The 14,043-nt window shown below is 49.3% G+C and carries 12 protein-coding genes; 9 read left to right on the top strand and 3 right to left on the bottom strand.

The annotated features are described in order from the left end of the window. Nucleotides 1–286: 286 nt before the first annotated feature. Nucleotides 287–1,042 carry a DeoR/GlpR family DNA-binding transcription regulator gene (locus tag BFJ94_RS20605; protein ID WP_120464317.1) on the bottom strand — a complete coding sequence of 252 codons (756 nt, stop codon included), beginning with the start codon at nt 1,040–1,042 and terminating at the stop codon, nt 287–289. 256 nt (nt 1,043–1,298) lie between these two features. Between BFJ94_RS20605 and BFJ94_RS20610 the strand changes: the two genes are divergently transcribed. From BFJ94_RS20610 to phnX, 5 genes are all read left to right on the top strand, one after another. Next, nucleotides 1,299–2,057, top strand: a complete 759-nt coding sequence (locus tag BFJ94_RS20610; RefSeq protein ID WP_120464318.1) for an ABC transporter ATP-binding protein — start codon at nt 1,299–1,301, stop codon at nt 2,055–2,057. Then, on the top strand, nt 2,050–3,666 hold the full coding sequence (locus BFJ94_RS20615) for an ABC transporter permease subunit (RefSeq protein WP_120464319.1): 1,617 nt from the start codon (nt 2,050–2,052) through the stop codon (nt 3,664–3,666). Before BFJ94_RS20610 ends, BFJ94_RS20615 begins: the two co-directional genes overlap by 8 nt. Before the next feature lie 56 nt (nt 3,667–3,722). Further along, on the top strand, nt 3,723–4,724 hold the full coding sequence (locus BFJ94_RS20620; RefSeq protein WP_120464320.1) for an extracellular solute-binding protein: 1,002 nt from the start codon (nt 3,723–3,725) through the stop codon (nt 4,722–4,724). 76 nt (nt 4,725–4,800) lie between these two features. Continuing rightward, nucleotides 4,801–5,895: a 2-aminoethylphosphonate--pyruvate transaminase gene (gene phnW / locus BFJ94_RS20625; protein WP_120464321.1), complete on the top strand. Its 1,095-nt coding sequence runs from the start codon at nt 4,801–4,803 to the stop codon at nt 5,893–5,895. Beyond that, the gene (phnX, locus tag BFJ94_RS20630) at nt 5,892–6,710 is read left to right on the top strand and encodes a phosphonoacetaldehyde hydrolase (protein WP_120464322.1); all 819 of its coding nucleotides are present in this window, start codon (nt 5,892–5,894) and stop codon (nt 6,708–6,710) included. The genes phnW and phnX overlap by 4 nt, the downstream gene beginning before the upstream one ends. Before the next feature lie 63 nt (nt 6,711–6,773). Here the strand turns inward: phnX and BFJ94_RS20635 are convergent, their stop codons facing one another. Continuing rightward, the gene (locus BFJ94_RS20635; protein ID WP_120464323.1) at nt 6,774–7,229 is read right to left on the bottom strand and encodes a hypothetical protein; all 456 of its coding nucleotides are present in this window, start codon (nt 7,227–7,229) and stop codon (nt 6,774–6,776) included. Nucleotides 7,230–7,746: 517 nt separating this feature from the next. On the opposite strand from BFJ94_RS20635, the gene ahpC reads away from it, so the two are divergent. Next, a complete protein-coding gene (gene ahpC, locus BFJ94_RS20640; RefSeq protein ID WP_120464324.1) occupies nt 7,747–8,310 on the top strand; it encodes an alkyl hydroperoxide reductase subunit C in 564 nt (187 codons plus the stop codon). A gap of 11 nt (nt 8,311–8,321) precedes the next feature. Continuing rightward, on the top strand, nt 8,322–9,854 hold the full coding sequence (gene ahpF, locus BFJ94_RS20645) for an alkyl hydroperoxide reductase subunit F (RefSeq protein ID WP_120464325.1): 1,533 nt from the start codon (nt 8,322–8,324) through the stop codon (nt 9,852–9,854). 622 nt (nt 9,855–10,476) lie between these two features. On the opposite strand, the gene BFJ94_RS20650 is transcribed toward ahpF, so the two are convergent. Further along, nucleotides 10,477–11,499: a LacI family DNA-binding transcriptional regulator gene (locus BFJ94_RS20650; protein WP_120464326.1), complete on the bottom strand. Its 1,023-nt coding sequence runs from the start codon at nt 11,497–11,499 to the stop codon at nt 10,477–10,479. A 279-nt stretch (nt 11,500–11,778) separates the two neighbouring features. On the opposite strand from BFJ94_RS20650, the gene BFJ94_RS20655 reads away from it, so the two are divergent. Both BFJ94_RS20655 and BFJ94_RS20660 read left to right on the top strand, forming a co-directional pair. Continuing rightward, the gene (locus BFJ94_RS20655; protein WP_120464327.1) at nt 11,779–13,083 is read left to right on the top strand and encodes an ABC transporter substrate-binding protein; all 1,305 of its coding nucleotides are present in this window, start codon (nt 11,779–11,781) and stop codon (nt 13,081–13,083) included. Nucleotides 13,084–13,100: 17 nt separating this feature from the next. Next, on the top strand, nt 13,101–14,036 hold the full coding sequence (locus BFJ94_RS20660; RefSeq protein WP_120464328.1) for a carbohydrate ABC transporter permease: 936 nt from the start codon (nt 13,101–13,103) through the stop codon (nt 14,034–14,036). Nucleotides 14,037–14,043 lie beyond the last annotated feature (7 nt).

A 14,043-nucleotide genomic window follows, 5' to 3' on the forward strand; every position in this document is an offset into this window, starting at 1 on the left:
CCCTAACCTTGCTTGCGCTTAGTTGCAGAAATACACTTATTTCCGGGGGAACCCGCTTGAAATCAGAAAATAGCTGCGGATATACAACTATTTCCTGACCAAAGCGCTGATTGAGGGAGAAATCCCCCGAATAGTTGCATAATTGCATTTACATTTCCTGTATAGGGGATAAGCGTGGCAAATAGTTGCACGTTAGCATTTATTTTATTCCCGATCTCTAAAAAGAACCGTCAGGGTGATCTCCCCCGACGGTTCTTTAACTTGAAGGCCGAATCTCATTTGTGATTTATGCAATGACCAGCCTCGTCGCCGTCTTTTTAAACTGGGCCTGATAGCCCCGGTCGAGTCCCGCATCTGTCACGATGGCGTCGATCTGCTCCAGCGGCGCGATAGAGACCATCACATCCTTGCCGAATTTGCTGCTGTCGGCGGCGATGTATACCTCCTTGGAGAGCTCGATCATTTTTTTGCGCGTTATCGCTTCTTCCAGGTTGTAATCGGATATTCCCCGCTCGACAGTAATACCACTGCAGCAGATGAAAGCCCTGCGGACGTTCAGCTCGTGGAAATTGAAGATATAGTCATATGCGACGACGGACTGCTCTTCCTTTCTGATTTTTCCCCCGATGATGATTAACTCAACCTCACTATTGATGAGCTCCTGGATGACCGGGATGGAGCCCGTGATTACCGTGAGCTTCTTTCTATGCTTGATGTACTTGGCGATTTGGTAAGTCGTGGAGCCGCTATCGATATAGATGCAGTCGCCATCCTCGATGAACTCACAGCATTTTCGGGCGATCTGTTCCTTCTCCCCCAAATGATCGATCATTCGCTCCTCCATCGAGGACTCGCCGAATCGGCCAGCGAGCTTGATGCCGCCGTATATTTTTTCGATCTTCCCCTGCTTGGCGAGCAGATTGATATCCCTTCTAAGCGTATCAACGGATATATCCAGCTCTTCGGTCAGCTCGTTGATTTTGAGAACCTCCCGGATGGTTAACAGATCAAGTATTTTCTTTTGCCTCTCAAGTGGCAGCATCTCTCTCACCCGCTAAATACAGAATTTTATTATAGAGTTAACAACTTATATAATTGGAGCAATTTCAGTGTATCGGCTAGCTCTTGTAGTTTCAATAGATTTTACGAAGATCGGTAGGAATAGCTATCTAATATGGGATAGAGTTATGCATAATCAATGAAGTAGTTAGGCATGATTTACGCAAATTTTACATAGTCACTTATTCCGGATGACATACGGTTTCTATACTGAGAGTGTGTCTAAGGAGGTGGGCGGCTTGCTGAAGCTGCACAATATTAGCAAACAATTTGACGGCAAAACAGTTCTCAATGACATCAGCTTTGAGATCGGCACGGGGGAGATTATGTCGCTCCTCGGCCCGAGCGGAAGCGGCAAAACAACTCTGCTTCATTTGATTCTTGGCCTGACCGGAGTGGACAGCGGGAGCATCATCTTTGGTAATGAGGACCTGACCCGTGTTCCGATGAGAAAGCGCGGCTTCAATATCGTGTTCCAGGACTATGCCCTGTTTCCGAACTTGAATGCCTATGACAACATCATTTACGGGCTGCGCAACAAGAAGGGTGTGGCGAGCAAGCAGGAGGTTCAGGAATATATCGATTTTCTGGAGCTAACTCCCCATCTGAATAAGCGAATTGGCGAACTGTCCGGCGGACAGAAGCAACGGGTGGCGCTGGCGAGAACCCTCGTTACGAAGCCGAAGATCTTGCTGCTCGATGAGCCATTAAGCGCGCTCGACGGCGTGATCAAGGAGTCTATCAAGCAGCGGATTCAATCGATCGCTAGAGAATTCAAGCTAACGACGATCATTGTGACCCATGACCCTGAGGAGGCTCTAACCCTGTCTGACAAAATACTAATTATCGACCAAGGCAAGATCGCCCGGTTCGGGACGCCGCAAGAGATCATCAGCCAGCCGGATAATGATTTTGTCGAGAGGTTCATTATTAAGCAATTACAAATCAAACGCCAGAACATATATAACCTGTTCGGTGAGATGTATGCACATGCATAGGATCAAACCGGAAATGCGGGTGGCCTTCATCCTGGTTCTGCTGCTGTTCATCGGCTTCTTGTTCCTGCCGTTGATTATTCTGTTACTACGTTCTCTGGAGACCGATCAGGGCTTATCACTCTCGAACTATGCGGCGGTCTGGAAGGAACAGGACATGCTCGGCGCGGCCTGGAACAGCATCAAGGTCTCGGCTGCGGCGGCGGTGATCGCTACGGTGCTTGGATTTATTCTGGCTTACTCCATTCACTGCACGAGGATATTTCGCCCCATCAAAGGGGGACTGCGAATCGCCATTATGCTACCTATGCTGCTGCCGACTATCACCTATGGCTTCGCCATCATGTATTCCTTCGGTAACCAGGGATTGATCACCAAGCTCCTTGGGCGGAATTTGTTCGAAATATACGGGTTCAACGGCCTGCTGATGGGCTATATCATTTATACGCTGCCGCCGGCCTTTCTCCTGATTCATAACGCCTTCGGCTACGTGGACAAGAAATTCATCATCGTATCCCGGCTGATGGGTGACGGAACGCTGAGAAGCTTCACGAATACGATTCTGCGTCCGCTCGTCGGGGCGCTGGGCGGGGCGTTTGTGCTCGCTTTTATTCTGAGCTTCACGGATTTCGGGATTCCTGCCTCGGTGGGTGGGACTTACCCGGTCATTGCCAGCCAGCTGTATCAGGTGATGCTCGGCTCCATCCCCGACTTCAATCAGGGAGCGGTGATCGCGGTACTCATGCTGGTGCCGGCGGTGTTCGGAATAGGACTGCTGCATTACCTTGAGAAGCTGAACTTCCATTATGACAAAATAACCGATATCGAGTTGCCGAGCCATCGCATCCGGGATGCAGGATTTGGCATCGCCGCTTCTGTCATTGTGCTAGGGCTGCTGTCCATCTTCGCAGTGATGTTCATCGCGCCGTTCATGAATAGCTTCCCGTACGATACTAGCTTCACCTTGAAGCATGTTAACGATGTGCTTGCATCCGGCGATTTGACAGGAGTGTACAGGAACTCGCTCTGGGTTGCCCTACTCACCTCGTTGTTCGGGACACTAGTCGCGTATGGCTCCGCGCTGCTGAATGTACGCACGAAGCTTAGGGCAAGGAGAGCGACCGATATTGTGTCGATGATTACCAATACAGTACCGGGCATGGTGCTAGGGATATCGTACCTGCTTCTGTTCAACGGCAGCAGTCTGAAGGGGACTTTTACCATCATCGTGCTGTGTAATATCGTGCATCTGTTCACGACACCGTACCTGATGGCGAAGAATTCCCTGTCCAAGATGAATCCTTCCTGGGAGACGACGGGAGAGCTGCTCGGCGATAGCTGGTTCAAGACCGTGTACCGGGTGGTGCTGCCTAATTCGGTCTCGACCGTGCTAGAGATGTTCAGCTATTACTTCATCAATTCGATGGTAACGATCAGTGGAATCATCTTCCTGGTATCGGCCCATACCTCGGTCGTCGCCAGCAAGATCAAAGAACTGCAGCATTTCGCCAAGTTCAACGAGATCTTCGTACTGTCGCTACTGATCTTCCTCACTAATCTGGTGGTTAAGGTCATTTGTGACGGCATGCAGCGAAGAAGGGCGGTGCACTAGCTGCTATATCGGATTGGTTATAGATAAATACAAATTTAATGAAGCGAGGGATAGCGATGTTGAGAACGATGAAGGGGATGCTGCTTACATTACTGGCGGTTGGCCTGATCCTGACGATGGCTGGTTGTGGCAGTGGCGGCGGCAAGGCTGAAGAAGCGAAGAGGGTGGTTATCTATACTAATGCGGATGAAGAGGCGGTTGCTTCGATGGAGACCGCGCTGAAGAATGCAGGCTATGACGGAAAATACTTGCTGCAATCGATGGGGACATCCGAGCTCGGCGGCAAGCTGTTGGCGGAGGGCGGCAAGATCGAGGCGGATTTGGTTACGATGAGCTCCTACTTCATTGAAAGCTCACAGAGCCAGCACGCCATGTATAAGGATCTGGCCTTCACTACGGATGCGCTAGAGTCGTACCCGTCTTACTATACGCCGATACTGGCTAACACCGGCTCCATCTTCGTGAACACCGAAGTGCTGAAGGAGAAGGGATTGCCAATGCCGACCTCGATCAAGGATTTGACGAAGCCGGAGTTCAAGGGCCTCGTGTCCATCCCGAACATTATGGATTCATCTACAGCTTGGCTGCTCGTCCAAGCGATTATCGGCCAATATGGTCAAGAGGAAGGTAAGGCGGTTCTCCATAATCTGATAGAGAATGTCGGTCCGCATCTGGAGAGCTCGGGCTCCGGGCCGATTAAGAAGGTACAAGCGGGTGAGGTGGCTGCTGGCTTCGGTCTGCGTCATCAGGCGGTCAAGGCGAAGGCATCCGGTGCGCCGATCGATTATGTGGACCCGTTGGAAGGGAACTTCTCCCTGACAGAATCGGTGGCTGTCGTGGATAAGAAGAATGCGACAACCGATCTGGCGATGGAGATGGCGGAGGTTATTATCAAGGACGCGCGCAAGGATCTGATCGCCAACTATCCAGTCGCTTTGTATCATGGCGAGACGGTGGAGGATGTGAATAAGCCGGCTAAATCAGTGAAGTTCGAGCAGCCGCTGACCGTTGAACTGCTGAAGGAGCATCAGGATTTTTTCAAGAGCGCACAGAACTGATCTCAGACTGCGAGACATCTCAGCAGGATATATATATCACGCATTAGAACATTTCTATATAAGGGAGCAAGGCCAAATGAACTTATACAAGCTGTTAACCCCAGGACCATTAACTACGACCGATCGTGTTAAGGAAGAAATGCTGCTGGATCGCTGTACTTGGGATGATGATTATAAATCGATCACACAGAAGATCAGAGCGCAGCTGCTAGAGATCGCCGGAGCTGATCCGCAGGAATATACATCCGTGCTGATGCAAGGCAGCGGAACCTTCGCGGTCGAGTCCGTACTCACCTCGGCGGTAGCCGACACAGATAAGCTGCTGATCGTGACCAATGGCGCTTATGGCGAGCGGATCGTTCAGATAGCGCAGTATATCGGCCTGAATTATACGGAGCATCGCTTCAGCTATGACAAGCAGCCAGAGGAAGCTGTGCTCAGGGCACTGCTAGTCACCGATCCGGAGATTACGCATATTGCTATGGTTCACTGTGAGACGACGACGGGGATTCTGAATCCGATTGAGAGGGTCGCGCGGTTGTCTCGGGAATATGGAAAAACCTTAATTATCGACGCGATGAGCAGCTTCGGCGGGATCGAGATTGACGTAGCGGGACTAGGCATCGATTATTTGATCAGCAGCGCGAATAAATGCATCCAGGGCGTGCCTGGCTTCGGCTTCGTCATTGCCAAGCTGGAGAAGCTGAGAGCGAGTCAGGGAATCTCGCGCAGCCTGTCGCTCGATCTGTACGATCAGTGGAAGGGGATGGATGAGGATGGCAAATGGCGGTTCACCTCTCCGACCCATGTCGTGGCCGCCTTCTCCAAGGCGATCGACGAGCTGATTGAGGAAGGCGGAGTATCTGCACGGTATGAGCGTTATCGTGACAATAATCAATTGCTGCGCAGGAAGCTTGCGAAAATTGGCATTCAGGCTTATATCCCGGAGGAGAAGCAGTCGCCAATTATTACGACCTTCTTATTCCCGGATGATCACTTCCATTTCGGTGATTTCTATACCTATGTGAAGGAACGGGGATACGTCATCTATCCAGGCAAGCTGACGGATGTCGATACCTTCCGGATCGGAAATATCGGTGAGATTTATCAAGAGGATATTGAGCAATTATGTGCCATCATTAGCGATTACATGGGAGGAACGGGACGATGAGTTATATTGAAGGGGTTATGTTTGACTGGGCGGGAACGACGGTGGACTTCGGTTGCTTCGCACCCGTGAATGTATTCGTGGATATATTTAAAAATGCTGGCATCGAGGTTACGATGGAGGAAGCCAGAGAACCGATGGGGATGCTGAAGATCGACCATATCCGCGCTATGTTGTCCATGCCAAGATTGTCCAAGCTATGGGAGGAGAAGGCTGGCAGGGCCTTCAACGAGGAGGATGTAAATCAGCTGTATGCTGAATTCGAGCCAGCGCTTATGGCATCCTTGTCTGAATATACTAGTCCGATTCCGGGCGTGATCCCTGTCGTGGAGGAGCTGCGTTCCAGAGGCCTGAAGATTGGCTCCACTACGGGCTACACCAATTCCATGATGGAGGTTGTCGTACCGGGGGCCAAGGCGAAGGGCTATAGCCCCGATCATGTCGTGACGCCGGATGACACGAATTCCTATGGAAGGCCGTATCCGTATATGATTTACCGCAACATGGAGGCATTGAAGCTGTCCGCAGTACGGAAGGTCGTGAAGGTGGGAGACACCACTTCCGATATTAAAGAGGGTGTGGCCGCAGGCGTATGGTCGGTGGGTGTCGCCGTCGGCAGCTCGGAGATGGGCTTGAGCGAGGAAGAGTACAACAGCTTAACCGCGCCTGACCAACAGGCGGCCATCGCCAGAACGCAGCAGGTATTCAAGCAGCATGGCGCTGACTTCACGATAGCTACCCTGGCGGAGCTTCCAGCGCTGATCGAGCAGATCAATGGACTATTGGCGGAAGGTCGGAGACCTGGAAGTGTAAAATAGAGAAAATAGAACAGCCAGTTGCGCAAGAGTTGCGGCGACTGGCTGTTCAAGTATAGTTGTTAATTATTTGGCTGTTTTAAATTGACTGCGCATTTGTTCGAACATTTCCTGAGACTCCGGATTATCGGATGCAGCATAGCCAAAGGCTACCTTGCCATCGATGATCAGCACGATCATTTCTTTATCGTCGGCCGCCTGAATGAGTACTACCGATCCTTTTCCGTCTTCTTCATCGTAGGGTACTGATTCTGCCACCTTCGGATCCTTCAGCTTATTATCCTCTGTAGCTTCTCCCTTAGCCCCTATACGAAATAGAGCTTGTACCTCAGGGTGTACATTCTCCTCAACGAACTTCTCTTTGTCTGCTGTCGATGCATTGTAGAAGTCCGTTACATAAGATAATGCCATTTTCTCATCCGAAGATAGTTTCTTCGAGTCGGCAGTATTATTACTGGAGCACCCCGATAAGATAATCACTGCTGCGAATAAGATCGATAGATATTTTGCAAAATTCTTCATGGTTTCCTCCTTGAATATATATGTACATTTGCTAGTCTATCAGATTAAGTCGGAATATCATATACAATCCAATACAGAAAAGGTAAATAGAGGGTAAATTTCTGGGATACCCTGTACTGATTTGCGAGAATAAGTACAACTTTTTTCCAGAAAAAGAGTTATCATATTATATATAGAGATGAATTGTACAAGAGCAGTTAGGACGAGTTATCTGTGCTGTCGAGGGAAGGCAGAGTACGAACTTGTATGGGAGGGAATCTATGCGCTAAAGTATTGGTTCAACAGCTGTCTTACTAAGGAAGGGAATTCATCCTGTAGTGAAGAATGGGAACTGAATTCCTGTGAATAATAAGAATATGAAGACTTGGTGAACTGGTTTGACATTGAGAATGATTAATATATAATAATTATTATAAATAAGAAATTAGTATAGCTCGTTGCGCAATGTGCATGCACTGCTCGAATGTCTCTATGCTAATCTTAATTAAACTAATATACCTGGGAGGTACGAATAACCATGTCATTGATTGGAACAGAAGTACTACCATTTAAAGCTAATGCTTATCACAACGGTGATTTCATCGAAGTCTCCGAAGAGAATTTTAAAGGAAAATGGAGTGTCGTTTGCTTCTACCCTGCAGACTTCACATTCGTTTGCCCGACTGAGCTTGAAGACTTGCAAGAACAATATGCAACATTGAAGGAGCTTGGTGTTGAAGTTTACTCCGTATCTACGGATTCCCACTTCGTACACAAAGCTTGGCATGATAGCTCCGAAGCGATCGGCAAAGTTACTTACATTATGATTGGTGACCCTTCACATACGATTTCCCGTAACTTCGATGTATTGATCGAAGAAGATGGTGTTGCTGACCGCGGTACATTCATCATCGACCCAGACGGCGTAATCCAAGCGATTGAGATTACTGCTGGCGGTATCGGACGTGACGCAAGCATCCTGATCGATAAGATTAAGGCTGCTCAATATGTTCGTAACCATCCGGGCGAAGTTTGCCCTGCTAAGTGGAAGGAAGGCGGAGAAACATTGAAGCCTAGCCTTGATCTTGTAGGCAAGATTTAAGGAGAGATAACATGAAACTGGACGCAGACATCAAAACGCAATTGGCGCAGTACCTCCAGCTTCTGGAAGGCAATGTTCTGCTGAAAGTCAGTGCAGGAACCGATTCGGTATCTAACGACATGCTGGATTTAGTCAATGAACTATCCAGCATGTCTGATAAAATTACGATAGAGCATACTAAATTGCCTAGAACTCCAAGCTTTAGCGTAAACCGTGCAGGGGAAGACACTGGCGTTACATTTGCTGGGGTACCATTAGGCCATGAGTTTACTTCGTTGGTATTGGCTTTGCTTCAAGTTAGCGGCAGACCGCCTAAGGTGGGGCAGAGTGTCATTGACCGGGTTAAGGCGATTCAAGGTGAGTATCACTTTGAAACCTATGTCAGCTTGTCTTGTCACAACTGTCCTGATGTAGTTCAGGCATTGAACATGATGAGCGTGCTTAATCCGAACATTACTCATACCATGATCGACGGTGCAGCCTTCAAGGAGGAAGTAGAGAGCAAGGACATTATGGCCGTGCCAAGTGTCTATCTCAACGCTGAATTCTTCGAGAGCGGACGCATGACGATTGAAGATATTTTGAATAAAATGGGTAGCTCGGAGGATGCCTCCGAGTTCGAAAATAAAGAGCCTTACGATGTACTGGTGATCGGTGGCGGACCAGCCGGAGCGAGTGCAGCAATCTATGCTGCCCGTAAAGGCATCCGCACGGGGATTGTGGCTGAACGCTTCGGCGGACAGGTCAACGATACGCTCGGCATCGAGAACCTGATCGGTACGAAGTATACCGAAGGTCCTAAGCTTGCTGCCAGTCTTGAGGAGCATGCGAAGGAATATAACATCGATATTATGAAGTCGCAGCTTGCGAAGCGCTTGGAGAAGAAAGACCTCGTTGAGGTTGAATTGGAGAACGGGGCTGTGCTGAAGAGCAAGACCGTTATCCTCTCTACAGGAGCACGCTGGCGTAATCTTGGCGTACCTGGCGAAGCGGAGTTCAAGAACAAGGGCGTGGCTTATTGTCCGCACTGTGATGGTCCTCTGTTCGCAGGCAAGCATGTAGCCGTTGTAGGCGGCGGTAACTCTGGCGTTGAGGCAGCAATTGATTTAGCAGGCGTCGCCGGCCATGTAACGGTCCTCGAATTCATGCCAGAGCTGAAGGCAGACTCCGTTCTTCAGGAACGTCTGAACAGCTTGCCGAACACAACGGTTCTCAAGAATGCTCAAGTGAAGGAAATTACCGGAACCAATAAGGTGGATGGTGTTACTTACATCGAGCGTGAGAGTGGCGAAGAGAAGCATATCGACCTGCAAGGGATCTTCATCCAAATCGGTCTTGTTCCGAACACAGACTGGTTAGGTGATAGTGTTGAACGCACACGTACTGGCGAAATTGTAGTAGACAGCCGTGGCGCAACCAGCCTCCCTGGCGTATTCGCTGCAGGCGACTGCACCAATTCACCATTCAAGCAGATCATCATTTCGATGGGCTTGGGTGCTACTGCAGCACTTGGCGCATTCGATTACATGATCCGGAATCAATAATCTCTAATATTCATGGGGCAAGGCCTAAGTTCACGACAGCACCGTGAATGTGCCTGCTTGGGAGTGTCACTTTTGCTTAATGTGGCGCGTTCCTGGCAGGATGGCCTTGCACTATTGAAGAACCCCAGCCCGGGTGAGGGCTGGGGTTTTTTGTGCTCCTAGAGTACTCTATCGCGCACTACACTACACTACGTTACGGAAGTTCCTTCAATTGCACAAAGTGCAGCTAAAACCTCACAAATCAGCGCAGGCTTTCCTTTAATCGCAAAAAGTACACTTAAAAGCCCGTTTTCCCTCGAACCCTTGGAAACAGGTGATTCTAAGTGTACAAAATGCAACTGAAAGAGTGCTCCTCCAGTCATTTCCCTATATAAGTGTATAATTTGCAGTTATATATTACATTGCAGTCTTTATTGCAAACTGCGTTCCTCAAATGGAGCTTAGTTGCAGAAATACACTTATTTTCAGCAAATCCATCTTGAAATCAGGAATAGATGCGGATATACAACTATTTCCCGAATTTAGCTTCGTTCAGAGGATAAATCATCCGAATAGTTGCAGAATTGCATTTATATTACCTGTTGAGGCCATAAGGAGCGCAAATAGTTGTATATATGCACTTCTATTCTCCCGGCTTCGCGGTCGACTGGCGGAAGATCGGCTCGAACGGCACATAGATCCGAATTGGCAGCGGAAACGGGTCACGGATGCACTGCAGCATCGTCTTTGCAGCTATGACGCCGATCTCAAAGGTCGGAATGCGGATCGTGGACAGCGGCGGCACAGTATAGCGAGAAGGCTCATTATCATCAAATCCCATGACGGCAAAATCATTCGGGATGCTGTAGCCCTTCTCGGAAATCGCCCGCATACTGGCCATCGCCATAATGTCGCTCGCTGCAAAGACAGCTGTCGGCAAATTATCCGTATGCTTCTCCAAATATTGCAGCATAAGGCGATAGGCATTATCTGGCTCCCAGGCTGCGTCGAGGACGCGGTCCTCCCGCACCGATAGCCCCGCTTGCTCCAAGGCGAGCTTATATCCCCGATAGCGTTTCTCCTTCTCAAAGTGGCCTGACAGCCCTGTCCCACCAATGAACATGATATCTTGATGCCCCTGCTCAATCATATGCGAGACGGCAACCCGTGCCGCTTCCACCCGATCATAAGCGATGCAAGGGATATCCGGATCGGACACATCAATGCCGACGATCGCTTTCACATGCTTCTTGAAATGCTGATAAAGTTTGTTGTCGATTCCTTCGATAACGATCAAGCCGTCCAGAGGACTGTCATGCAATGCGCTGCGCAACACTTCAGGCTTTTGCAGCTCCTCCTGAGTATAAGTATAAGCCAGCTTGTAGCCGTGCTTGGATAGTTCCTTCTCGATCCCGTCAAGGATCACGGAGAAATAAGGGTGGTAGTAGCGTTTCTGCATGGTCGACACCACACAGCCAACCTGCTTCACAGCCTGGGAGGTGTTAGACGATGGGGACTTGACCTGGTAGCCAAGCTCATTCGCTACATCCCAAATTCTTTGCTTGGTATCTGTGTTCACGAGCCGGTTGGAATCGTTGGCCAGCACGCGGGAGACCGTAGAGACGGACACTCCTACCTTGACCGCAATATCTTTTAAAGTCGCCATATCATCAACCGTCCCTTTCTAGTTGCATTTGGGTGCAGGCTGCACATCAAGTTGCAACTGCCTTTTCCATATGTTTGCAACTTCTCACCTCTATATGTTAAGCAAAAACAACGCCAAGGTCAACTGAAATATTGCGAAATATTTCTTGAAAATTTGCATGCAAAAATATTTATTATTTGCCGCAAAATAATGAAAAATATGCATTGACATTTGTCTAGAAAAAAGTTACATTCAACACTGTGAAAGCGGTTAACTACAAAAACAAGGGAGGGGTTTGCCATGAAGAACGTTAGAAAGCCGGCTATTTTTTGTCTGATTGCCACGATTTTTGCAGTTTTTGTGCTAAGTGGTTGCTCTGATTCAAAAAATGCTGGAAGTACCGATGGGACTGGCGGCAAGGATGAACAAGTGAAGCTTGTGTTCTGGAGCCACCAGGCAGATGCCTTTATCAAAAGCTATCGATCCATGATCGATCAGTATGAGCAGGAGCATCCGAATGTGAAGATTGACTTTCAGAACTATCCGTATGATGCGTACAACCAGAAGCTGAAAGCGTCATTCTCCGCAAACCATCCACCTGATATGGCCGAGGTGTTTGGAACCTGGGTGCCGGAATATTCGAATAATGGGCTGCTGGCCGAGGTACCGGACGGCGAGAACAGGAAGGAGGAGTACTTTGAAGCTCCGCTAGGCGGATATATGCATGATGGAAAGCTGTATGGACTGCCGATGGAATATAACATCGAGAATGGCGGGATGCTGATCCACTCGCAGATGTTCAAGGACAAAGGGATCGCTTATCCGCTGGCAACATGGCCTGAGCTGGTCGAGGCGGCCAAGCAGCTGACGGTGACGAGCGGGGACAGCCTGAAGGTTAAAGGCTTTGACTTCGTATCCGGCGACAATATTACCTTTACCTTCCTGTCCTTTATTTTGCAGCAGAAGGGTGATTATTGGGGCGAGAATGGTCATGTCAATTTCCAGACGCCGGAAGCTGTCAAGGCGATGACCGAGCTGAAAAATCTGATTGTAGAGGATAAAGTGGCTGATTTGACGACCTTTGGCGGACAGCTCGACACCTCGGATTACTTCTTCAAGGGCGGATCGGCGATGGCCTATCGCGGGCCCTGGACGATCGCCACGGGCCTGGACAGCTATAAGGTGGACGATTTTGAGTATGTTCCTGTGCCCTCCTATACCTCAGAGCCACCGCTTTTTGCCGCTGAATCGGGCTGGGGACTCGTCGTCTCCCAGAAAAGCAAACATGCTGAGGAAGCCTGGGACTTCATCAACTACGTGACGAGCAAGGAGCAGCTTCGCAAGTGGAATCTGGACACGTTTACTGTGCCGGCCAAGAAGGAGGTTGCCAGCGATCCGGAGTTTGTGAAGGAGAATCCGTACATGAAGACATCCATTGATATTTTGGAGTATGGCCGCTGGATTGGCCCCATCTGGGATCGCGATTATCTGTTCAAACAGATTAATGATCATTTCCAGCTCATCGTTGCTGGCAAGATCACGGTGGAGGATGGTCTGCGCAAGATCGAAGAGGCGGTCAATACGAGTCAAGACCAACATAAGTAAACCGGGAGTGTTCAGAAATGGAAATCAGCAGTTTGAAGCGGGAGAGTGGCGCGGGGCGAAAGCTCCGCTCCCAAGCCGTTCATCGGAAGCAGCGTCTGTTCGTCACCGCGTCCCTGACGCCGATCTTTATTCTGTTTACCGTATTTGCCTTTGTACCGATTGTCTGGAGCTTAATATTGTCCTTCTATCAATACAGTCCGCTGCGTGAGGAATCGCCTTTTATTGGACTGCAAAATTACATTCGATTGTTCAGCGATGGGCTGTTCCTGAAATCGCTAGGAGTCACGTTCAAATTTGTCGGAGCGGCGGTTATTGCTAATATCATTATTACACTGCTGATTGCGATTGCAATCAATAGTGTGCGCTTCCGCGGTCTGCGCAGTCTGTTCCGCACGATCTTCTTCCTTCCGGCGATTGCGCCGCTGGCAGGCACGGCCGTCGTCTGGAGCACCATGTTCAATTATAATAACGGGCTCTTCAACATGATTCTGGCCCAGTTCCATCTGGAGCCGATCAACTGGCTGGGCGACCCGGCCTATGCGCTCTTCTCCGTCATTATGATGACGCTATGGGCCGATATCGGCTACAACGTGGTCTTGTTCATGGCCGGCCTGGATTCTGTGCCGGATATGTATTATGAAGCGGCGCGGCTGGAAGGCGCGACCCGGCTGCAGACTTTCTGGCATATTACGCTGCCGCTGTTGAGCAGGACGACGCTATTTGTTTCGGTGACGACCATCGTGTCTTATTTTCAAGCGTTTCCGCAATTCCAGATTATGACCAAGGGTGAGCCGTTCAACGAGACGAGGGTGCTGGCGCTCCATATCTATGATCAAGCGTTCTCTAACTCCAACATGGGCTATGCGTCTGCGATGGCGGCTGTACTGCTGCTCATTATTTTGCTGGTCACGATGATTCAGTTAAGAGCAGGACGTTCCCAATGGGAACATTGAACGAAAA

The sequence above is a fragment of the Paenibacillus aceti genome, assembly GCF_003614185.1.
In the GTDB taxonomy this organism is placed as follows: Bacteria; Bacillota; Bacilli; order Paenibacillales; family Paenibacillaceae; genus Fontibacillus; species Fontibacillus aceti.